The organism is Enterovirga rhinocerotis (assembly GCF_004363955.1).
Taxonomy (GTDB): domain Bacteria; phylum Pseudomonadota; class Alphaproteobacteria; order Rhizobiales; family Beijerinckiaceae; genus Enterovirga; species Enterovirga rhinocerotis.
Window position 1 is genome coordinate 187,732 of sequence record NZ_SNZR01000018.1, and the last position, 21,498, is coordinate 209,229.

A 21,498-nucleotide genomic window follows, 5' to 3' on the forward strand; every position below is an offset into this window, starting at 1 on the left:
TTGTGCGTTGATGACACACAGAATGTCATCCGTGATCTTATTTATCAAGCAATCGATGCGGTCTAGCTTTCCTCCCGGACGGCAAGGAAGCGTCACTCATGCGGATCACATACCTGTTCGACCCCCTGTGCGGCTGGTGCTACGGGGCCGGGCCCGCGCTCGAGCGACTGGCTCTGCTCGACGACGTTACGGTGGAGCTGATGCCGACGGGCCTGTTCGCCGGCGAGGGCGCTCGACCGATGGATACGCGGTTCGCGGCTTACGCTTGGCAAAACGACCAGCGTATCGCCAGGCTGACCGGTCAACAGTTCTCGGACGCCTATCGCGACGATATCCTGGGCGCCGACGGCGCGATGTTCGACTCCGCTCCCGCAACGCTCGGACTGGTGGCCGCCGGCCTCACCGAACCGGCGCGTGAGATGGAAACCATGAAACTGCTGCAGCGAGCCCGCTATGTCGACGGCCGCGACAATTCCGACCGAGCCGTCGTCGCCGATATTCTGGAAGAGGGCGGCCTCGCCGGAGCGGCGCGGCGCGTTCGTTCTCCCGATGCCGATCTGCTCGCCGCCTATCGCGCTCGCGTCGCGGCCGGCCGTGCGGAGATGGCGCGTTTCGGCGCCGAGGGCGTTCCCGCGCTCGTCGTCGGCGATGAGAGCGGACGTCAGCTGCTGCACAGCAGCGTCCTGTTCGGCGACCTCGACACCCTCACGGCCCGGTTGAGGGCGGCCTGACCCGCAAGCCGAAACACGCAGGCCTGTTGCAGTTCCTGAACCGAAATTCGGAGATTTCCCATGTTCACCAAGAGAGACGCCATCAAGACGACATTCGCACTCGGTGCGACAGCTCTGTTCGCGACCGCCGGTCTCGGCCAGGGGGCCGGCTCGAAGCTGGACTGGAAGCACTTCCCCGCCGGCCGGAACGGCTTCTTCCGGGCGCCCGTGCTCTTGACGGGGCCGAGCGAGGCCCTGCTGATCGACGGCGGCTTCACCTATCCGGACGGCCGCGCTTTGGCCGAGGCGATCAAGGCCACCGGCAAGACACTGACCACGATCTACATCAGCCAATCCGATCCGGATTATTATTTCAGCCTGAAGCCGGTGCGCGAGGCCTTCCCGCACGCCAAGGTTCTGGCCGCCTCCGAGACGCTCGCCGCCATCAAGGCCAACGTCGAGAAAAAGCTCGCCACCTGGGGCCCGCAGCTCAAGGAGAACGGCCCGCAGACGCTCGCCGACATCGTGCTGCCGGAGGCCTTCGACGGCCCGTCGCTGAGCGTCGACGGCGAGAGCGTCGAGATCGTCAAGGCCGAGGGCCTCGCCAACCGCCGCTACCTGTGGGTGCCGTCGCTAAAGGCGGTGTTCGGCGGTGTCCTGGTCTTCAACGGGGTCCATGTCTGGACCGCAGACACCCCCTCCAAGGAGGAGCGTGCCGCTTGGGTCAGGACGCTCGACGTCATCGCCGCCCGCAAGCCGGCCGTCGTCGTAGCGGGGCATCTGACGCCAGAGGCGAAGTCCGACTTGTCCGGCGTCGCGCACACCAAGGCCTATCTGCTCGCCTTCGAGGAGGAGCTCGCGAAGACAAAGGACGCCGCCGCGCTCAAAGCCGCCCTGGAAGCCCGCTTCCCCGGTCTCGGCATGGGCGTCGCCCTCGACATCGGCTCCAAGGTCGCCAAGGGTGAGATGAAGTGGGGTTGAGATGACGGCCAATCTGGAGCTGATCCGGCGAACCTATGAAGGTTCGTCGGCCGAAAACGGGGCGAACCTGCTGGCGGTTCTCTCCCCCGATGTCGAGTGGACGGAAGCCGAGGGCTTCCCCTATGCGGGATCTTATGTCGGCGTGGACGCCTTGATGAAGGGGGTGTTCCAGCGGCTGGCCACGGAGTGGGAGGGCTACAAGGCCGAGCTGAGGGAACGGTGAAGCCGGCAATTGTAGGATTGAATGCGAATCGACCGGCGCGCACGGCGGCAGACCGATAGAATGACCTCGCCATCTGATCTGGCAAATGCCAATGACGTCGGTGTCAGTTCGACACTTGCTGCTACATCGCAAGAGAGTGCTGATTGCGGGACGGGTGTCTGTTACTGGGTAGACAAGTCCGACGACAGGTGCATGCAAGGACGGTGAGGCGCATCCTTTATTCGACCGGAGCCCTGGGCCTTATCTCGTCGGCCGGCGCAGCCGCAGGGGACGCACAGGCGTTCGTCGAACGTGCCATCCGCCGCCTCGGTGTCCAGGCGGACATGCCGGGACCGCTCGCGAGCGAGCCGGTCTGGCTCGACTGGCTCAGTCTCGGCCTGACGTCCGATACCCTCAAGCTCCTACTGTGGGGCACTGTCCTTCTCGGCGTTTTCGTGACGGCCTGGTCGCTTCGCGATAGCCTGCCTGCCTTCAGCCGATCTCGTCGGATCGTGGCGCCAGACGGCTTCGTTCATGGCTCCGACCCTTCGGCCCGGATGGACGAAGCTCGCCTGGAAGCCGACGACCTCGCCGAGCAGGGACAATATGGCGAGGCGATGCACGTTCTCCTGCTCAACAGCCTCGCGGAAATCCGGCTGCGTCTCGGCACCAGCTTCGCTGCCTCCCTCACGAGCCGCGAAATCTTGCGTCGCGTTTCCTTGCCTCAGACGGGCAGCAGGGCGTTCGGCGCCATCGTCCAATCGGTGGAGCGAACCTATTTTGGCGGCAAGCCGGCAAGCCGGGACGAGTATCTCGGATGCCGGCAGGAATTCGACATGCTGAAGCGCTCCCTTGCGGTTGGGCCGGCCTGATGGGGCCTGTGACCTTTCAGCCTCGCGTCCTGGCCGCCCTCTCCGCCGCGATCTGCGCGCTTTTCGCCGCTTCGCTGCTGCTGACCGGCGCCGGAGGCCGAGGCGAAACGGGGCTTGCATTCGGCGCCAACAGCTATTCCCGATCCGCCGTCGGGCATCTCGTTTTCCACGACCTCCTCCAGGAACTCGGCCACAGGACGGTGCGAAGCGAAGGCCAGCCGCTCGCCATGCTCGGACGGAACGGGGTGCTCATTCTGGCCGAGCCCTCGGGGAGCCTCGCCGACGAGGAGAGTCGCAACAAGCTGATGACCGCCGGCACCATCCTCCTCGTTCTGCCGAAATGGAATGTGAGACCGAGCAGGCGGCAGGGCGACTGGATCGAAGCAGCCGAACTCGTTCCGACCTTGCGGGCGCAGGCCGTTTTCGACGCAGCAGTCGGCGGCGGCACCATCGTGCGAGCCGCGCCGCCCGCTTCCTATCGGAAAGCGGCCGCGATCGCCGACCCGAGCTTCCGGGGCGAGGTTCAACTCATCAAGGGCTCGAAACTCACGCCGCTGATCGCAGCGCCCGACGGCATCCTCCTCGGAGAATGGCGGCAGGGCGATCGGCGCATCTGGGTGCTGGCCGACCCAGACCCTATCGAAAACCACGCGATCGCAAAGGGGGGCAACGCGGCCTTCGCCCGGGACATGATCGCAGCCTTGCAGGCAGGCCGTGGCGGCGCGCTCGTCTTCGACGAGACGATCCACGGATTCAGGCGGCCGCCGCCGAACCTCCTGAAGTTCCTGTTCGAGTTTCCGCTCAACCTGGTGCTCGTCCAGATGATGGCTGCGGTGGCCCTCCTCCTCTGGAGCGCCATGGGTCGCTTCGGCGCGCCGCAAGCCTTGCCGCGCCCGCTGGAGAGCGGCCGTTACGCCTTGATCGCCAATGCCGGATCCCTCCTCGATCACGCCGGACACCACGCTGCGATCTTGCGCCGCTACGTCGCGATGATGCTCCACGATGCCGGACAGGCGCTGCGAGCTCCGCCCGGACTGGCCGGCGCCGCGCTGACCGCATGGATCAGCCGCGCCGCCGACGCGCGCGGCATCGACACGAAACCGCTCGAGGGGCTGGAGCCGGGAGGCGCCGGATCTCGAAACCTGACGTCGCTGCTCGCTACGGCGCAGGCCCTCTACCGCTGGCGCAAGGATCTGCCGAATGGAACTTCGCGACGTCTCGACCATCACTGAAGGCATCCGGGGCGAGATCGGCAAAGCCGTCATCGGCCAGGACGAGGTCGTCGAGCTGATGCTCGTCAGCCTCCTCTGTGGCGGGCATGTCTTGCTCGAAGGTGTTCCCGGCACGGCAAAGACGCTGCTGGCGCAATCCTTCGCCGCGAGCCTGTCGCTCCGGTTCGGACGGATCCAATTCACGCCGGACATGATGCCCGGCGACCTCCTCGGCACCAATCTCTTCGATTTCCGCACGAGCAGCTTCAATCTCACACAAGGGCCGATCTTCACCGATCTCCTGCTCGCCGACGAGATCAACCGCACGCCGCCCAAGACGCAGGCCGCCCTCCTCCAGGCCATGAACGAGCGCAACGTCACGATCGACGGCGTCACCCACCCGCTGGGCGAGGCTTTCATGGTGGTCGCGACGCAGAATCCCATCGAGCAGCAGGGTACTTATCCCTTGCCCGAAGCGCAGCTCGACCGCTTCCTGTTCAAGGTCAATCTGTCCTATCCGAGCCGGGAGGAGGAATACGATATCGTCGCGCGGCATGGACACCGCGCCGCGATGCCGAAGTTGGCGGAGTTCGGCCTCTCCCCGATTGTTTCGGAAGAGCGCCTGCTCGCCATCCGTGGCCTCGTCGGCAGGATCAATCTCGGTGCTCCTCTCGTCGGCTACATCGTCGATCTCGTCCGCTCGACCCGCAGCCACCCGGCCATCGAGACCGGCGCATCGCCGCGTGCCGCGACGATGCTGGCCTCCGCAAGCCGTGCCCGCGCGGCCGTGCAGGGGCGCGATTTCGTGATCCCCGACGACGTCAAGGATATCGCCCTCCCCCTCTTGCGGCATCGGATCGTCCTGGCTCCGAATGCCGAGATTGACGGACTGGACAGCGACAAGGTCGTCGCCGAACTGATCGAGCAGGTCGCCGTCCCGCGATGATCAGGCCGACGCTGCGCGCGGTCCTCGCCTTCACGGCGACCCTGCCTCTCGCCGTCGCGCTGCTCGTGCACGACGCGACGCTCTGGCCGACCGCACTCGTTTTCGGCCTGTTCGTGCTGGCGCTGATCGCCGTGGACGCTGCGCTGTGTCTCCGCCCGTCGCGGCTGACGATATCGGTCGATGCGCCGCCGCGGATCTCCGTCGGCAGAGAGGGGCGCCTCACCATCGCTGCGACCATCGATGGAGCGCCTCACGCCACGACGATCGAGATCCTGCCGGAGCAGAGCGGAGACGCGGACCGGACCGAGCCTGCCGGGTTGAGCATATCCGCAGGGACGACCGCCTCGACGACACTGCCGATCCGGCCGCTGCGGCGCGGCCGGCTCACGATCGACGCCGTCTGGCTGCGCTGGCGAGGACCGCTCGGTCTCGCCGGCCGGACCCAGCGCAGACCCCTCGGCATGACGATCGACGTCGTGCCCGACATCCACGGGATCTCCTCGTCAGCCATCCAGTTCTTCAGCCGCGACGCGGTGGAAGGCATCAAGGTCCAGCGCCAGAAGGGCGAAGGCACGGAATTCGAGGCGCTCCGCGACCATGTACAGGGCCTCGACAACCGCTTCATCGACTGGAAGCATTCGGCCAAGCACCTGAAGCTGCTGTCGAAGGAGTTTCGGGTCGAACGCAACCACCAGATCGTCCTGGCCTTCGATACCGGCTACCTCATGGCCGAGCCGATCGGCGGGCTGCCCCGTCTCGACCATGCGATCCATGCCGGATTGCTGCTCGGCTGGGTCGCGCTGCGCAGCGGAGACCACGTCGGCAGCTTTGCGTTCGACGCGCACATCCGGCAGTTCCTGCAGCCCTCACGCGGAAGGAACGCCTTCGCCCGCCTCCACAACGGCTCGGCCGCGCTCGCCTACCGGGCTGACGAGACCAATTTCACGCTCGGCCTTGCGGAGCTCAATGCCCGGCTGAAGCGTCGGGCGCTCGTCATCCTGTTCACCGAATTCATCGATACCACGACGGCCGAACTGCTGCTGGAAGGGCTCCAGCGCATGACCAACCGTCACGCCGTGATCTTCGTCACGCTGCAGGATCCTTTGCTGACAACGATCATCGACGCCGATCCGGCCAGTTTTCGCCCCGTCGCCGAAGCGGTCGTGGCCCGCGACCTCCAGCGCGACCGCGCCATCGTGCTGGAGCGGCTGGCGCGCATGGGCGTCCACTGCCTGGAGATTCCGCCCAGGGCGCTCGCCGTCAACCTCGTCAACCGCTACCTCACCATCAAACAGAGGGGGCTGCTATAGAACCGCTTGGCTCCTTGCCTACCGCGCGCCCGGTCGCGACCGTCACCCTACGCAGCGCAGAGTTCCGCAGGACCCGCGAGGCCGCGTGGCGGACGCTCGACGAGTTGATCTCGCGGGTCGAAAGAAAAGGCCTGTCCCATCTCTCCGCCGATGAACTGCAGGAGCTGCCCCTGCTCTACCGGACGGCGGCATCGTCGCTGTCCGTCGCGCGCTCGATCGCGCTCGACCGCAACCTGATCCTCTACCTGGAAGGGCTGGTCCTGCGCGCCTTCTTCGTAGTCTACGGGCCGCGAACCGGGATCATGGAGGCCCTCGCCGGCTTCCTGAAGCATGGCTTTCCGGCGGCCGTCCGCAAGGCAGGCTGGCACATCCTCCTGGCGACACTCGCCCTGGCGTCGGGCGTTGCAATCGGCTTCATGCTCGTCCTGCCCAACGAGGGGTGGTTCGGCGTGCTCGTGCCCGAGACCCTCGCCGGGGGGCGCGGTCCCGCGAGCACAGCGCAGCAATTGCTCGATACCGAGATCTTCGCGCCATGGCCGGGAATCGTCGATTCTTTCGTCGTCTTCGCGAACTTCCTGTTCCGGCACAACGCGACGATCGGGATCATGACCTTCGGTCTCGGCTTCCTCGCCGGCGTGCCGACGCTGCTGCTGCTCGGCTACCAGGGCATCGTGCTCGGTGCCTTCTTTGCGCTGCACCACAACCGCGGCCTGCTCTACGACTTCGTCGGATGGGTCTCGATCCATGGCGTCACCGAGATCGGTGCCCTGATCCTGTGCGGAGCCGGCGGCCTCGTCATCGCCGAGAACATCCTCTTCCCCCGGCGCCACGGTCGCCTCGACAGCCTGGCTTTGGCCGGGAAGGCCGCAGCGGGACTGGCGGGCGGCGCTGTGTTGATGCTCTTCGTCGCCGGGCTGATCGAGGGCGGATTGCGGCAACTCATCGCCTCGACGCCGTGGCGCCTCGTGATCGGTGCCGCGACGGGGATCTTGTGGACGGCCTATTTTCTCTTACTCGGCAGGCGCGAAGGCCATGGCCCGGCAGCTTGATCGGATCAACCGCCTGCTCGACGAGAGCACGCGCAACCGGCGCGAGATCACCACACCGGAAGGCGTGGTGCTGGAGGTCGACATCGCCAATCGCGGCGAGCGGCTAGTCGCCTTCCTCATGGACTTCCTGTTCTGGATGCTCGCGACGGCCCTGCTCTTCCTGATTCTCTCTCTCACGCTGGTCCACGGCGTCAGCGGATCGGTGACGGTGACGATCGTCCTGTTTCTCTCGTTTCTGCTGCGAAACCTCTACTTCATCCATTTCGAGCTCCACAGCCAGGGAGCGACGCCAGGCAAGCGCATCGTCAACCTGAAGGTCGTCGACCGGCATGGCGGCCCGCTGCTGCCGGGTGCCATCGTCGCTCGCAACCTGACACGAGAGGTCGAGATATTCTTGCCGCTGGGGCTCTTCTTCGCTTTGCCCAAGCTCGACGGGAGCGGGGACTTCTGGGCGGCTGCGAGCTATCTCGGCTGGGCGGCGGCTCTCTCCGCGTTGCCGTTTTTCAACCGCGATCACCTGCGCGCGGGCGATTTGATCGCGGGCACGATGGTGATCTCCGTGCCGCGCCGCGCCCTGCTGACCGATCTCGCTGAGGGCGGCAGCCGCTATGTCTTCAGCCGGCGGCAGCTCGAGGCCTACGGTGCCTTCGAATTGCAGGTCCTGGAGGAACTCCTGCGTCGGCCGCGATCGAAAGAGACGCAGGCGATGCAACAGCAGGTCTGCGACAAGATTTGCCGCAAAATCGCTTGGGCCCAGAAGGTCGAGCCGGCCGAGGTGCCAACCTTCCTAAAGGCGTTCTACACGGCCGAGCGCGCCCATCTCGAGGGCGAGCAGCAGTTCGGTCGCTATCGCGCGGACAAGAACGCTACGGCCGCCACCCACACGTGACGCTCCGCAGAAGGCGGACCATTCACGCTTCAATCGAAGACATTTGCCAGCGTGTCGAGATGGATGCCTTCCTTGGCCACTCGCAGATCGTAATAGATGACTGCGGACAGCACGGCCCCAAAAGCCGTCGAGACGACCTGCCAGAGAAATCCAAGAACCTGCCCAAACACGCCGTGGCCCGCAGCTTTCTGCAGAACAAAACCGCCTGCCATCGTGATCACGACGACGAGCAAGAACAGACCGAAGATCTGCCAGCGATGTCCCTTCGTTAGGGCAACGCTGCGGCGAAGGCTCGCCATCACGCCTTTCTTCTCGATCACGCAGGCGGGAATGGCGACGTATAGCATGCAGCCGATGATGATGCCCGGCACGATGAAGAGGAGGAAGCCAAGACCGACAGCGAGGCCGATCAAGAGGCCGACACCGATGACGGGGGCAACGCGCGCCAGCCCTAGCCGAAGAGACTGGCCGATCGTGAACGGCTGGCCCCGCATCTCCTGAAATGCGCCATAGAGTGTCGTTGCTTGCGCCGCGGTTTGCAGGACGACGGTGGCGATCATCGTCAGCACGCTGAATACGATCAAACCCCGACCGAACGCCTCGCCCGAGACCACTCCAAGGATTAGGAGCAGCAGCGGCGCCATCGGGAGAAGCGACAGCAGGACGAACTTGCCAAAGCGGCGGCCGAGAACCGCAAACGCCTTGCTGATCACCGGCCCGACCTGAAACTGTCCCGGCGCCGCAGCGCCATCGCCCAACGAATAGTCGCCCATCAGTTCCCCCGTCGATGGAACACTCGCACGGCGCGCGACGCCGAACAACCGCCTTCCGCCGCCAACGGAACCTTACGCCGACCAGACGCTGCGTAGTCAGCGGTTTGGGGGATGGGACCTGAAGCCTGAACTTTAAGCGGCGCTTCTACGCTCGTACCGACGCGCTCGACCCCGAGCAGACGCTGATCGCTCTCGAACTCCAAATCGTGCCAAAATGCACCAATGTGACGGCAGGTCGATCCATATTCTTCAATGTATCTCTGCTTGACAGTTATGCCCAGCAAGGCGTTGTGCTCCGATTCGACTTCGTTGACCGCACGCATCCCACGCTTTTGTCTCGTATCTCGCGCCTTAAACTGCGCGCGAAGCGTGCTTCGGAGTACGAAATCCCTTAATCAGCTCGGGAAGCAGCTCGTCGACGACGCTGCCGAAGGTCGTTGCGGCCTTGATCGTCGCGATTCGCGGCTGCCGGCGATCAGCGATTGGGTTGCCACCCTCCGCAAGGATCTTTCGGGCCTCATCCCGCCGGCGACGCGCATCGGCCAGGGATACGGAGCCACGGCCGCCGAGGCCCATCTCCCGCTGCTTCCCTCCATGCCGGAAGATGAACATCCAGCGGCGAGCCCCGCTCGGGTCGATCAACAGGATAGAAGCCGCCGCCGTCAGAGAACCGTCCTGGTCCCTTCAGCGTTTCGACCGCGCGAGCGCTCAGCTTGTCGATGGACCGGTCCATGTCTCCGACCAACCCCAAGCATTTACCCCAGCAGGTAGCCTGGATTGTAACGGACGCAGTCGGACGTCAGCAACCGAGGAATGGCGCTAAAGCGCTGAGAAAGCGGGCTTTATGGACGTCACTAGAGTTCGGTGGACTGGATTTTGGCGGTGGAGCCAGTCCCGCCGAACCGGTCTCGGGCGGGCGTTTTCCCATTTCTTATGGGTATCTGATGGGAAAACGGCCGACTGAGCGCTCAAATCCAAAGCAGGAAGACGTTTTTTTCTCATCATAACAATAACTTATCTGAGACGTGGCCGAAAAGTTAACTGGGAAAGAACTGCTGCTTTGATGGGAACGATCTCCTTCCTATGCTGGGCAATGAAGCCGGAGACATTTTGCCGACCTGCAATTGACTCGATACGCCGCTGCGTATCGAGTTGCGCGAGAGCACGTTTGCAGGGAGCTTGATCAGCGAACCGATAGGTCCGCTAGCTGGGTCGCCAGGAGTTAAATCGGGCATTCGTGGTTCGCGCTGCATCGCGCTTCGTCTGCTTCAACGACGCGGACGCAAGGTGAGCAAATACGGCTCCAGGGTTCGCGTCTTTGATCCCGTGGGATCGCGCAACTTTACGTTTGACGCGGCCGCGATACCCGGGATATGTCTCCCGTCATAAGGAGCCCGCCCTCAGCTGCCCTCGCAAGTGCGAGGGTTCAGATTCGGGTTTCCTATGTCTAGCAAAAAGAAATTCGACGACCGGTCTCGGAACGAAACCGCAGAGGCGGAGCGTCGGGGTCCACCGCAAGCGCCCCTGTTCCCCATCGATTTTTTGGGTGGAAAGCGCGCCGCTGCCGAAGACGGCCATGCCGATCGGCCGGGCAACGAGGGGCCCCGCTCTGCCCTTTACGACGACGGTCCGGCCGGACGGGTCGGTCTCTTTCCCGAATTGCGGGAGCCTGCCGGCGATATGCCCGAGTTGCGCGCGCCTGGGCCGAACTCCGACGCAACTGGTCCGAGCGAGGCCGTTCCTCCTCTCCCTGCCGAATACAAGGTTGGCAAGAACCGGCCTCCGCTTCACACGCGATTCAAGAAGGGACAAGTTGCCAACCCGCGCGGTCGCGCCGCAGGCTCGAGAAACATTGCCGCGGCGCTGAAGAAAGAACTCAAACAAAGGGTCAAGGTCGTCGAGGGCGGCCGCCGAAAGACCTTGGCGAAGGAGGAGTTGATCGTCAAAAAGCTCGTCAATAGAGCTATGGAAGGCGATCGCAAGTCAATTGAGATAGTTCTGACGCTTAGCCGCCAGGTTGACGATACCGGAGCTAAAGCAGATGAATTAAGTTTGTCACAAGATGATGCTCTTGCTCTCGAATCCTACCTTAAATCCATGCCTGCTCGGGAGGTCGACGATGAGGGCTGACGCGAGGGTTTTCAGGGCGCTGCTACGGTCCGATTTCCCCTTTTTCCTTCATCGCGCCTTCAAGCAGTTGGACGGCGGCGCCGAATTGCATTTCGGGTGGCATCTGCGGGTGCTTTGCCACGTTCTGGAGGAGGTAAGACTTGGCCGGATTACTCGACTCATTATCAATCTGCCGCCGCGCCACCTGAAATCAATCTCTGCCTCGGTCGCGTTCCCGGCGTTCTGCCTAGGTCTCGATCCGTCCATGCGGTTCATTTGTGTGAGCTATGGCCAGGAGTTGGCGAACAAGCATTCTCGTGACTTCCAGCGAGTTGTACTGTCGGATTGGTATCGGTCCGCCTTTGGCAAGATCCTGGGCGGCAAGCAATCCGTGGAGGAATTCGAGACGATCGGCGGAGGGTCGAGGCTCGCCACCTCGGTGGGTGGCGTCCTCACGGGCCGTGGTGCCGATATCATTATTATCGACGATCCACAGAAGCCCAATGATACTCTCTCTGACGCACAGCGATACGTGACGAATAACTGGTTTGACAACACTCTTTTCAGTCGTTTGAATGACAAGAAAAATGGCGCAATCATTATCGTCATGCAGCGCCTCCACGAGGACGATCTCACGGGTCGAGTCCTAGAACGCGAAGGCTGGACCTGTCTGCGCTTCCCGGCCATCGCCGAAGCCGATGAGATGTTCGAGGTCGCCACCCTTCGCGGTCCCCAAACTTTCCGGCGGCGGGTCGGCGAAGCATTGGACCCCGTTCGCGAGCCGCTCTCGGTGCTTGAGACCATCCGGCAGACGATCGGGGACTACAACTTCGCGGGCCAATATCAGCAGTCTCCGGTCCCTGCCTCGGGCGGGATGGTCAAGAGGGCATGGTTCCGCACCTACCGGCCGGCCGAGCTGCCGCAGTATCTCGAGATCGTCCAGAGCTGGGATACGGCGAGCAAGGTGGGCGAGCTCAACGATTACAGTGTCTGCACGACCTGGGGCATCGCGGGGAACAAGGCCTACCTGATCCATGTGCATCGGGCCCGGCATGAGTACCCCTCCTTGAAGCGGGCCGTCCGCGAGCAGCAGCAAATCCACCGCGCGAGCGTCGTCCTGATCGAGGACAAGTCCTCGGGCATCCAGCTCGCCCAGGAACTCATCCACGAGGGCCTCTATGCCGTGCAGCGATACCGCTCGCAGCTCGGCAAGACGGAACGGATGCATGCTCAGACGGCGATGATCGAGAACGGCCTCGTTCTGGTGCCGGAATCGGAGCCCTGGCTCGACGCCTACCTCGACGAGCTGACCCTATTCCCACACGGAAAGCATGACGATCAGGTCGATTCGACCTCGCAGTTCCTCGAATGGCTGAAGCAGCGATCCATGACGCCGAGGGCGATGTTCGGATCCTACGGCTCCCCCTTCTGATCTGTGGCGAAGTTCAAAGGAGGCTTCGATGCACAACAGCGATCATTGCCAGAATGCCTTCCGAGGGGCTCTGCGGGCCAAGAGCCGAGGCCGTCGTGATGCGCTCGCCCGGTCGGCCTCGGCCGAGCGCACGGTGCGGCGGCGCAATGACCTTCTTCCAAAGCTTGACCTCGTCGAGCGTGAGATCGGCACTTTGCGGCCTCCGGCACGCAACGTGCGCAAGGTCGATCCCGGCCATGTGCGCGAGGTCGCGAACTCGATCGAGACGCTGGGCTTCTGTGCGCCGATCCTGATCGATGCGGACGGTATCGTGATCGACGGCCTCGTCCGGCTCGAAGGCGCGAAGCTCGCCGGTCTCACCCGCGTCCCCTGCGTGCTCGTCGGGCACCTCACGAAGAGCGAACTCCGGACGCTCCGCCTCGCCTTGAACCGCCTGCAGGAGAAGGGCGCCTGGGATCTCGGCGAGCTGAAGATCGAACTCGAGGAACTGATCCTCGACGATGCGCCGATCGAGATCGCGGGCTTCAGCGCGATCGAGATCGACCAGATCAGGCTCGACGAGGTCGAGGAGAGCGTCGAGCAGGGACCGGTCGAGCCGGACGCCGCGGCCGAGCCGATCGCAAGGACGGGCGATGTGTTCGATCTCGGCCCGCATCGGATCGCTTGCGGCGACGCGCGGGACGGGGACCTTTTGGCCCGTCTCCTCGGCGGCGAAGAGGCCCGACTCGTCCTGACGGACGTTCCCTACAACGTGCCGATCAAGGGGCATGTGACGGGAGGCGATCACCGCGAGTTCCCGATGGCACGCGGTGAGATGACGCCGGACGTCTTCGAGGCCTTCAACGCAGACTGGATGCGGGCCGCCAGGGCGCATCTCGCCGAGGGCGGGGTGCTCGGCACCTTCATCGACTGGCGCGGCTATCCGACGGTCGATCGCGCGGCAACGAGCTGCGGTCTCGCTCCCCTCAACCTGGTCGTCTGGTCGAAGACCAATGCCGGCATGGGAAGTCTCTACCGGAGCGGGCATGAACTCCTCCCGCTCTACAAGAAGGGCACGGCATCGCATGTGAACAATGTCGAGCTCGGCCGGCATGGACGCTGGCGTTCGAACGTCTGGACCTATCCGGGCGCCTCCTCGATCGGCTCGGATGCCCGCAAGGGCCTGACCTCGCATCCGACCGTCAAGCCGACGGCGATGCTGGAGGATGCGCTTCTCGATCTCACCCACCGCGGCGAGATCGTGCTCGATCCCTTCCTCGGCTCGGGCTCGACGTTGATCGCGGCTGAGAAGGCCGGCCGGATCTGCCGCGGCATCGAGCTCGATCCGCTCTATGTCGATGTCGTCATCCGCCGCTACGAAGCGATGACGGGGACGCAGGCGGTCCGGATCGAGGCGCCGCCCGAAGCCTGAGGCGGTCTCGTCAGGCGTCGGTACTCGTGACGGCCTGAGCGCTGCCGGTCCCGCTGTCAGGCCTTGCCATGAGGAGGATGCGGTTCGCATCGACGATGCGGGCCTCGACGCTCTCGCCCTTGTGGAAATGGGCCTGGAACCAGTGCGCGATGGCGCTGTTGCGGCCGACGACCCTGACGGCCCCGGTCGGGTCCTCTGGGCCATGCTGGCGATCAATGTCTCGCTCATCGTTGGGTTCGGCATCAGCCGACTGATCGCGCTCAGCGGCCTGACCGTTCCGACCTTCGTGAGCTGCCTGATCGCCGGCATTCTGATCCGGAACCTGATGCCGTACACGGTCGGCGCCACCGTCCGGCGGATCTGGCCGCGCGTCGAGGACGGTCTCGCGCTGGTCATGGACCTCGCGCTCGGAATCTCCTCACCATGGCGCTGATGGGCCTGCAGCTCTGGCAACTGCACGGCGCGTTCGTCTTCATCGCCGTCGTCCTGACCGTCCAGATCGTGCTGACGATCGCCTATACGGTCGTGCTCGTCTTCCGCCTGATGGGGCGTGACTACGAAGCCGCCGTCATCTGCGCCGGCTTCGGCGGCATCACGCTCGGCTCGACAGCGACCGCCATCGCCAACATGACGGCGGTCGCGCAGCAGCACGGCTGGGCGCACCGGGCCTTCATCATCGTCCCGCTCGTCCGCGGTTTCTTCATCGACATCGTCAACGCGCTCATCATCTCGGCCTTCGTCGGCTGACCAACCCGCCGGAGGACGACGGTCGGCGCTCCGGTTTGCTCCGAGGTCGGGATCGCACCGAGACGGCGGTGCGATCTCTTACGACCAAACTTGCCGGCGCGCGACCGCCGATAGGGGAGGCCCTCGCCTCCCGAGCCTCCGCCGGGATCGCCTCTTCTTCTCGAATGACCACGCCCTGCACGTGCTCGCCACACGACAGGCCCTTTTTGCTGCGGTCGTGGGCTTCACGATCCGGGGGGCGTCTCGGGTGGAGCGTCAAATTCGAGAGCATCGAGGGCCCGTCTGAGGCGTTTGCGAGCTTCTTGCACGTCGACGAATGCGAGTCGGTCCGACCGCCCAGCCGACGCGAGGAAGGCGTCCAGCATCCCGGGGCAATGACGCACTAGCGCGCTGAAATGCTGCCCCCGCGGCGCGCAAGAACCGGCGAACCAGTTTTTGACCGTCCGCTCGCCTGCACCTGTCCAGCTCGCGACCTGCTTGATCGAGGCCGCGCGATAGCCGAGCGCGTCCTTCAGCGCCCGTGACACCATCATGGCGAAGTGCTCGCCGTCGTCGTGCAACAACCTGCCCGTCTTGTGAAAGGACATTCCGTTCTCCGTGCGCTTAGCTGGTGCGGGCGCGGTCCCTGGCCGACGCCCCGGAAGCTATGGTTGCGACGGAGCGGGAGGCGTGGGGAGGGTCGGAAGCCGGGAGACCAGGGAAGAAGGGACGGTCCGCGCCGCCGCCTACGTGCGCATGTCGACTGACCTCCAGAAGTATTCCACCGAGAACCAGATGGATCGGATCGCCGCCTTCGCCGAACGGCGCGGCTTCGAGATCGTAAGCTCCTACGAGGACGCCGGCCGCAGCGGGCTGACCATCGACGGACGCGAGGCCCTTCAGCGCCTGATGGCGGACGTGACCTCCGGCAGGGCCGACTTCGAGGCAATCCTCGTCTACGACGTCAGCCGTTGGGGCCGGTTCCAGGACGCGGACGAGGGCGCCTATCACGAACACCTCTGCCGGCGGGCCGGCATCACCGTCCACTACTGCGCCGAGCAGTTCGACAACGACGGCAGCATCGGTTCGACTCTCCTCAAGGCCGTCAAGCGCGTCATGGCCGGCGAGTACAGCCGCGAGCTCTCGGTCAAGGTGTTCGCCGGCCAGTGCCGCCTGATCGAGCGGGGCTACCGCCAGGGCGGGATGGCCGGCTTCGGGCTGCGCCGTCTCCTCGTCGACGAGCACGGCGCCGTGAAGGGCGAGCTCGGGATCGGCGAACGCAAGAGCCTCCAGACCGACCGCGTCGTGCTCGTTCCCGGGCCCGAGGAAGAGGTCGCGGCCGTGCGCCGCATGTACCGGATGTTCGGCGCGGGGACGAGTGAGCATGACATCGCCGAGGCCCTGAATCGCGAGGGCCTGCGCACTGACCTCGGACGTCCCTGGACGCGGGGGACGGTCCACCAGATCCTGACCAATCCGAAATACGTCGGCGACAACGTCTACAACCGGGTTTCGAACAAGCTGAAGCAGAAGCGCGTCGTGAACGCCCCGGAACTATGGGTGGTGGCCAAGGCGGCCTTCCCGGCGGTCGTGGACGGCGACCTGTTCGAGCGCGCCCGCGCCATCGTCGAGGAGCGTAGCAGGCGCTTTGACGACGACGTGCTCCTCGCGCTGCTGTCGGACCTCCTCCGCGCGACCGGGGCGCTGTCGAGCCTCGTCATCGACGAGTGCGAGGACATGCCGTCGAGCAGCGTCTATCGCAACCGTTTCGGTAGCCTGCTGCGGGCCTATCGGCTGGTGGGCTACGCGCCCGACCGCGACTACCGCTACTTGGAGACCAACCGGCACCTCCGCATGCTGCATCCGGAAACGGTCGCGGCGGTGGTGGCCGGGCTGGAACGCGCCGGCGGCACGGTCACGCGCGACCCGGCGACCGACCTCCTCACCGTGAACGACGAATTCACCGCATCGGTCGTGATAGCGCGGCATCGGTCAACCCAGGCGGGATACTCCCGCTGGCACGTGAGGCTCGACGCCGGCCTCGTTCCCGACATCACGGTTGCCGTGAGGATGGACGAAGGGAACGTCGCTGCTCGAGACTACTATGTTCTGCCCCGCATCGACATGGCCGAGCCCCTCCTGCGGCTCGCCGAGGGCAATGGGCTGGCGCTCGACGCCTACCGGTTCGACGACCTCGATTTCTTCTTCTCGCTGGCCGCCCGGGCCGGCTTCGCGGAGGCCGCATGACCAAGACGATAGGCAGGCGGATCGCCATGATCCCGCTGGACCGGATCACGGTCCTCAATCCCAGGTCCCGCGACAAGCGTCGCTTCCGCGAGATCGTCGCGAACATCGGCAAGGTCGGCCTGAAGCGCCCGATCACCGTGACGCCGATCCAGTCGGAGGACGGGCAGCCGGCCTACGGGGTGGTCTGCGGGGAGGGACGCCTGAAGGCATGCGTCGAACTCGGCCAGACCGAGGTCGCCGCCATCGTCATCGAAGCGAGCGAGCACGACTGTCTCGTCATGAGCTTGGTCGAGAACTGCGCCCGGCGTCAGCATCGGCCCGCGGACTTGCTTCGCGACGTCGCCACGCTTCGGAAACGCGGCTACGACGACCGCCAGATCGCCGCCAAGATCGGTTGTACCTATGAGTGGGTCAACATGATCGGAAGCCTGCTCGAACGGGGCGAGGAGCGCCTGCTCGCAGCGGTGGAGAGCGGAGTCCTGCCGCTGAGCGTCGCGGTGGAGATCGCCCGCGTCGACGAGGCGGGCGTCCAGCGTCTCCTCGCGCAGGCCTACGCCGAGAAGAAGCTTTCCGGCGGGAAGCTGACGAAGGTCAGACGTCTCCTCGATGCCCGGCGGCGTCGCGGACGCATCGGCGACGACAACGCGTTCGGCCGGAAGGACCCGCCCCGCCGGCCAACTTCGACCGACGCCCTGATGCGCGTCTACCAACGGGAGGCAGACCGACAGAAGGTTTTCGTGAAGAAGTCAGAGTTCGCCCAACAACGCCTACTGTTCGTCGTCGAGGCGCTGAGGCGGCTGCGGGCCGACGAGGACTTCGCGACCCTGCTTAGGGCCGAGCGTCTCGATGCCATGCCTGCGGACATCGACCGTCGCATCTCAGGAGGCGCCCAATGAGCGACGGCGCTCGCAAGGCGTTCATGCTCGGCTTCGAGCCGCAGATGATGGTCGTGGAGATCTCAGCTCTGCTGCCCGTGAAGACGCTTCGTCCGACCGTCAAGGCCAGCCGAAAGTACCGGCAGATCGCGGATTCTATCAGGGAGATCGGCCTGGTCGAGCCGCCCGTCGTCGCCCGCGACGAGGCCGCGCCGGGGCGCTACCTCCTCCTCGACGGGCACATCCGCATCGAGGTCCTCCGGGACATGGGGCAGACCCAGGTCGAATGTCTCGTCTCAACCGACGACGAGGCATTCACCTACAACCGAGCCATCAATCGGCTATCGGCCGTCCAGGAACGAGCCATGATCGTCAGGGCGCTGGAGCGCGGCGTCCAGGAGGATCGGATCGCGGCGGCGATATCCATGGACGTCGTGAGCGTCAAGCGTCGGGTCAAGATGCTGGACGGCATCTGCGAGGAAGCGGTGGCCTTGCTCGCGGACAAGCATTGCCCGCTCGCGGTGTTCGACATCCTGCGGAAGATGAAGCCGATACGGCAGATGGAGGCCGCGGAGTTCCTCGTCGGGAACAACAACTACAGCGTCGCCTACGCGTCCGCGATCCTGACGGGCACGCCAGAAAGCCAGCTCGTCGTCGGCGCCAAGGCAAAGCCGAAGGGTGTGTCGCCGGCCGCCATGGCACGCATGGAACGCGAATTGGCCAACCTGCAGGAAGCCGTGGGTCTGGCACAGGAGACCTACAGCCAGGACAACCTGCACCTCACCGTCGCGAGGGGCTACTTAGCCAAGCTGCTGTCCAACGTCCACGTCGCCCGGTTCCTTGCAAGCCGGTATCCCGAGTACCTGGAGCCGCTGCAGGCCATCGCTGACGTATCTTCGAACCTGCCCGATGAAGAGGCGGCCTGAGCCCTGAGGTCGCTACCCGTGTCTCGGCGGCGGTAGTTGCCGCCGGTCTCCCGCTCAAAATACTTTTGGTGGGTGACACGGACGTCCATCTTCTTGCGGAGCGTTTCGTTGCTCCACTCCGCGCGATGGCCAAGCGCCTCCCGAACGAGGTCGCGTCCGAGTATCGGCTCGATGTCGGCGCAGACGCGGCCACTCAGGCCGAGTGGCTCAAGGCCTTCGACCGCCTCCGAGGACGGGAGATCTTCCCGGCGGATCGCAACAGCCTCATCCACGCACCGCTCGAGCTTATTGGTGTCGCCTACAGCCGGATCTGCCGCGGCATCGAGCTCGATCCGCTCTATGTCGATGTCGTCATCCGCCGCTACGAAGCAATGACGGGGACGCGGGCGGTCCGGATCGAGGCGCCGCCCGAGCCCTGAGGTTCGGTCTCATCCGTCGGTGGTGGTGACGGCCTGAGCGCTGCCTGTCGCGCGGTCCGGCCTTGCCATGAGGAGGATGCGGTTCGCATCGACGATGCGGGCCTCGACGCTCTCGCCTTTGCGGAAGTGCGCCTGGAACCAGTGCGCGATGGTGCTGTTGCGGCCGACGACCCTGACGGCCCCGGTCCGGTTCGCCGTCCGGTCGATCCGCGAGACGACCGGCGCGGTCCCGTCCGAGAAGGCGATCTCGATCGGCTCGCCGTCCTGACCCAAGAGCCGGCTCGCTTCGACCCCGGGATTGATCAGGCCCTGGCGATAATAGGCCTCTCCGAGGAGGATCGAGAAGCTCGGCGCATTCGCCGTCTGGGCATCGCGGATCTGATGATGGCTCATCGGATTGCCCTGGGCATCGTAGAACTCGACGTCGCCATCGCTCCAGGCAAAGCGGTTCGGGGGGCCGAGCGCTTCTTCCGCCTCCTCGCGTTCGACCTCCTCCGAGACCGGCTGACCCTTCTCGCGCCCGTTCCAGGCGGGATCGAAGGCGGCGATGAGCGCATCCTCGAGCCCGGCTGCGATGTTGAGGTCGAACAGGCCGTAGCGCAGATGCGAGATCGGATTGAAGACGAAGATCCGGATCTCCTGCCTCGCCGCGAGCGCAGCCTTGATCTTGCCATTGCAGCGCCAGTTCGTGCGCTGTTGGCGGCCGGGATGGCAATAACCGGTGAAGCGCTGGCGGATCGTGCGGGCAGTCTTGCCGATATAGAGCACCTCCTCGTCCCGCACGAAGGCGTAGAGGGCATTCCTCTCGTCGAGACGCAGGTCGTTCGTCTCGGCATGGGCGCCGTCGAGGCTGTAGCTGAGGCTGTTCGTCTCAGAAGCCCAGCCTGCCACATCGACGAATCCGAGGGCGAGAAGGGTCTCGGCGGTCGGTCGATCCGCCTTGGTGTCGGTCATGGTCGTGAGTTCTCCGTGTTCGGGAGGGGCACACAGCCATGGTTCGCGGCATTAATCCAGTATCAGGATATCAGTCTGTCGACGATCGATCCCACCGCTTCACATCCCGTTATGGGATTATCCGAAAAGCGGCTCATGTCCCGCAGCGCTCCGGTCAGGGCGCATGCGCAAGACACTCCGTACCCAAGGTCATTCGAGGCTGATCGCGCTCCTGAAGGAGCAGCGCCTGCGCATGAGGCTGACCCAGCAGCAGGTCGCCGACCAACTCGGGGTGCCGCAATCCTTCGTGGCCAAGTACGAGGGCGGCGAGCGCCGGCTCGACGTGCTCGAGTTCATCGAGGCGGCCGAAGCCCTCGGCGCTGATCCGCACGATCTGTTTGCCGCCGTCGTCGCGCAGGTGAAGATCGAAGGCACAGGGTAAGGTCGCCTCGCTATCCCGGAACTGGATGCTTGTCCGAAGCGGAGCTATGTCGGGGGTATGAGTTCGACCCAGCCGCCCGACCACCGCGACCATGCCCTCGGCGCTCTTCTCGGTCTTGCCGTGGGCGATGCCCTTGGCACGACGCTCGAGTTCTCCGGACGCGATACGAAGCCTCCTGTCACGGATATGGTGGGGGGCGGCGTCTTCGGGCTCGCACCGGGGCAATGGACCGACGATACCAGCATGGCGCTGTGCCTCGCCGAAGCGCTGATCGCGGGAGGAGGCAAGCTCGACGAGGCCGACCTGATGCGACGCTTCGCGCGCTGGTACCGGGCGGGCGAGAACAGCGTCACCGGCCGCTGCTTCGATATCGGCAACACGGTGCGGGCGGCGATCGAGCGCTTCGAGCGCACGGGGCAAGCCATCCAAGAGAAGCCCGATCCGTCCCAGGCCGGGAATGGCAGCCTGATGCGGCTGGCGCCGGTCGCGATCCTGGCCTCTCCCGATATCGCCCGCGCGGAGGATCTCGCTCATGCTCAAAGCCGCACCACCCACGCCGCCCCGGTCGCCCACGAGGCCTGCCGCCTCTTTGCGACGCTTCTGGTCGAGGCGATCTCGGGACTGAGCCGCGATCAGGTTCTTCGGCCACGCCCCTTCTGCGCAGAGCTCGCCGCCATCGCGGCCGGATCCTGGCGCTCCAAGGGGCGTGCGGCCATCTCGTCCTCAGGCTACGTCGTCGCGACGCTGGAAGCGAGCCTGTGGTGCGTCGGCCATAGCCGAAGCTTCCCCGAAGCCGTCCTGCTCGCCGCCAATCTTGGCGACGATGCCGATACCGTCGCCGCGGTCACCGGCCAACTCGCCGGCGCCATCTACGGAGCATCAGCCATCCCAGCGAAGTGGCGAGAAACAATCGCGTGGCGGGACCGCATCGAGGATGTCGCGGAAGAACTGCTCGACCTCAGATGCAGACGGTAACCTTGGATATTGGATGGCGCTCACCCAAGGCATTTAGAATGATCGTGGCGCGAGGGTGAT

At 64.9% G+C, this 21,498-nt stretch carries 24 protein-coding genes; 20 read left to right on the plus strand and 4 right to left on the minus strand.

All coding sequences use genetic code 11. The annotated features are described in order from the left end of the window. Nucleotides 1-98: 98 nt before the first annotated feature. The 9 genes from EV668_RS23895 to EV668_RS23935 all read left to right on the plus strand — a co-directional run bounded on the left by EV668_RS23895 (nt 99) and on the right by EV668_RS23935 (nt 8,170). On the plus strand, nt 99-731 hold the full coding sequence (locus EV668_RS23895) for a DsbA family protein (RefSeq protein WP_133774961.1): 633 nt from the start codon (nt 99-101) through the stop codon (nt 729-731). Between the two features lie 60 nt (nt 732-791). Then, nucleotides 792-1,691 (plus strand): MBL fold metallo-hydrolase, encoded by a 900-nt coding sequence (locus EV668_RS23900; protein WP_166652620.1) that lies wholly within the window; start codon nt 792-794, stop codon nt 1,689-1,691. A 1-nt stretch (nt 1,692) separates the two neighbouring features. Beyond that, entirely contained in the window at nt 1,693-1,914 is a 222-nt protein-coding gene (locus EV668_RS23905) for a nuclear transport factor 2 family protein (protein WP_245513411.1), read from the plus strand. 143 nt (nt 1,915-2,057) lie between these two features. Continuing rightward, nucleotides 2,058-2,765: a DUF4129 domain-containing protein gene (locus EV668_RS23910; RefSeq protein ID WP_245513413.1), complete on the plus strand. Its 708-nt coding sequence runs from the start codon at nt 2,058-2,060 to the stop codon at nt 2,763-2,765. Further along, nucleotides 2,765-3,997, plus strand: a complete 1,233-nt coding sequence (locus EV668_RS23915; RefSeq protein WP_342636849.1) for a DUF4350 domain-containing protein — start codon at nt 2,765-2,767, stop codon at nt 3,995-3,997. The genes EV668_RS23910 and EV668_RS23915 overlap by 1 nt, the downstream gene beginning before the upstream one ends. After that, the gene (locus tag EV668_RS23920) at nt 3,966-4,922 is read left to right on the plus strand and encodes an AAA family ATPase (protein ID WP_133774965.1); all 957 of its coding nucleotides are present in this window, start codon (nt 3,966-3,968) and stop codon (nt 4,920-4,922) included. Before EV668_RS23915 ends, EV668_RS23920 begins: the two co-directional genes overlap by 32 nt. Further along, nucleotides 4,919-6,232: a DUF58 domain-containing protein gene (locus EV668_RS23925; RefSeq protein ID WP_133774967.1), complete on the plus strand. Its 1,314-nt coding sequence runs from the start codon at nt 4,919-4,921 to the stop codon at nt 6,230-6,232. Before EV668_RS23920 ends, EV668_RS23925 begins: the two co-directional genes overlap by 4 nt. Before the next feature lie 14 nt (nt 6,233-6,246). After that, nucleotides 6,247-7,281, plus strand: a complete 1,035-nt coding sequence (locus EV668_RS23930; protein WP_245513415.1) for a stage II sporulation protein M — start codon at nt 6,247-6,249, stop codon at nt 7,279-7,281. Further along, nucleotides 7,265-8,170, plus strand: a complete 906-nt coding sequence (locus tag EV668_RS23935) for an RDD family protein (protein WP_133774971.1) — start codon at nt 7,265-7,267, stop codon at nt 8,168-8,170. Before EV668_RS23930 ends, EV668_RS23935 begins: the two co-directional genes overlap by 17 nt. Nucleotides 8,171-8,199: 29 nt before the next feature. Here EV668_RS23935 and EV668_RS23940 read toward each other — a convergent pair whose 3' ends face one another. Together EV668_RS23940 and EV668_RS23945 are read right to left on the minus strand one after the other, a co-directional pair. Then, nucleotides 8,200-8,943, minus strand: a complete 744-nt coding sequence (locus EV668_RS23940; protein ID WP_133774973.1) for a DUF7847 domain-containing protein — start codon at nt 8,941-8,943, stop codon at nt 8,200-8,202. A 351-nt stretch (nt 8,944-9,294) separates the two neighbouring features. After that, nucleotides 9,295-9,585, minus strand: a complete 291-nt coding sequence (locus tag EV668_RS23945) for an Arm DNA-binding domain-containing protein (protein WP_133774975.1) — start codon at nt 9,583-9,585, stop codon at nt 9,295-9,297. 801 nt (nt 9,586-10,386) lie between these two features. Between EV668_RS23945 and EV668_RS23950 the strand changes: the two genes are divergently transcribed. From EV668_RS23950 to EV668_RS25640, 5 genes are all read left to right on the plus strand, one after another. Further along, the gene (locus EV668_RS23950; RefSeq protein WP_133774977.1) at nt 10,387-11,073 is read left to right on the plus strand and encodes a DUF5681 domain-containing protein; all 687 of its coding nucleotides are present in this window, start codon (nt 10,387-10,389) and stop codon (nt 11,071-11,073) included. Continuing rightward, the gene (gene terL / locus EV668_RS23955; RefSeq protein ID WP_166652621.1) at nt 11,063-12,484 is read left to right on the plus strand and encodes a phage terminase large subunit; all 1,422 of its coding nucleotides are present in this window, start codon (nt 11,063-11,065) and stop codon (nt 12,482-12,484) included. The genes EV668_RS23950 and terL overlap by 11 nt, the downstream gene beginning before the upstream one ends. 28 nt (nt 12,485-12,512) lie before the next feature. Beyond that, complete coding sequence (locus EV668_RS23960; RefSeq protein WP_133774981.1) at nt 12,513-13,895, plus strand: site-specific DNA-methyltransferase; 1,383 nt, start codon at nt 12,513-12,515, stop codon at nt 13,893-13,895. A gap of 202 nt (nt 13,896-14,097) precedes the next feature. Further along, nucleotides 14,098-14,328 carry a sodium/glutamate symporter gene (locus EV668_RS25635; protein WP_280960135.1) on the plus strand — a complete coding sequence of 77 codons (231 nt, stop codon included), beginning with the start codon at nt 14,098-14,100 and terminating at the stop codon, nt 14,326-14,328. Next, on the plus strand, nt 14,319-14,642 hold the full coding sequence (locus EV668_RS25640) for a sodium/glutamate symporter (RefSeq protein WP_280960136.1): 324 nt from the start codon (nt 14,319-14,321) through the stop codon (nt 14,640-14,642). Before EV668_RS25635 ends, EV668_RS25640 begins: the two co-directional genes overlap by 10 nt. A 224-nt stretch (nt 14,643-14,866) precedes the next feature. Here the strand turns inward: EV668_RS25640 and EV668_RS23970 are convergent, their stop codons facing one another. After that, a complete protein-coding gene (locus EV668_RS23970; protein ID WP_133774983.1) occupies nt 14,867-15,229 on the minus strand; it encodes a hypothetical protein in 363 nt (120 codons plus the stop codon). 82 nt (nt 15,230-15,311) lie between these two features. Between EV668_RS23970 and EV668_RS23975 the strand changes: the two genes are divergently transcribed. The 4 genes from EV668_RS23975 to EV668_RS23990 all read left to right on the plus strand — a co-directional run bounded on the left by EV668_RS23975 (nt 15,312) and on the right by EV668_RS23990 (nt 19,088). Beyond that, complete coding sequence (locus EV668_RS23975) at nt 15,312-16,868, plus strand: recombinase family protein (RefSeq protein WP_425359654.1); 1,557 nt, start codon at nt 15,312-15,314, stop codon at nt 16,866-16,868. Continuing rightward, the gene (locus EV668_RS23980; protein ID WP_133774985.1) at nt 16,865-17,764 is read left to right on the plus strand and encodes a plasmid partitioning protein RepB C-terminal domain-containing protein; all 900 of its coding nucleotides are present in this window, start codon (nt 16,865-16,867) and stop codon (nt 17,762-17,764) included. Before EV668_RS23975 ends, EV668_RS23980 begins: the two co-directional genes overlap by 4 nt. Next, a complete protein-coding gene (locus EV668_RS23985; protein WP_133774986.1) occupies nt 17,761-18,669 on the plus strand; it encodes a plasmid partitioning protein RepB C-terminal domain-containing protein in 909 nt (302 codons plus the stop codon). The genes EV668_RS23980 and EV668_RS23985 overlap by 4 nt, the downstream gene beginning before the upstream one ends. Before the next feature lie 68 nt (nt 18,670-18,737). Next, a complete protein-coding gene (locus EV668_RS23990; RefSeq protein WP_133774988.1) occupies nt 18,738-19,088 on the plus strand; it encodes a hypothetical protein in 351 nt (116 codons plus the stop codon). 9 nt (nt 19,089-19,097) lie between these two features. Here the strand turns inward: EV668_RS23990 and EV668_RS23995 are convergent, their stop codons facing one another. Next, complete coding sequence (locus tag EV668_RS23995) at nt 19,098-20,042, minus strand: GIY-YIG nuclease family protein (RefSeq protein ID WP_133774990.1); 945 nt, start codon at nt 20,040-20,042, stop codon at nt 19,098-19,100. A 163-nt stretch (nt 20,043-20,205) separates the two neighbouring features. On the opposite strand from EV668_RS23995, the gene EV668_RS24000 reads away from it, so the two are divergent. Together EV668_RS24000 and EV668_RS24005 are read left to right on the plus strand one after the other, a co-directional pair. Continuing rightward, the gene (locus EV668_RS24000; RefSeq protein WP_133774992.1) at nt 20,206-20,463 is read left to right on the plus strand and encodes a helix-turn-helix domain-containing protein; all 258 of its coding nucleotides are present in this window, start codon (nt 20,206-20,208) and stop codon (nt 20,461-20,463) included. Between the two features lie 57 nt (nt 20,464-20,520). Next, nucleotides 20,521-21,438: an ADP-ribosylglycohydrolase family protein gene (locus EV668_RS24005; RefSeq protein ID WP_133774994.1), complete on the plus strand. Its 918-nt coding sequence runs from the start codon at nt 20,521-20,523 to the stop codon at nt 21,436-21,438. Nucleotides 21,439-21,498 lie beyond the last annotated feature (60 nt).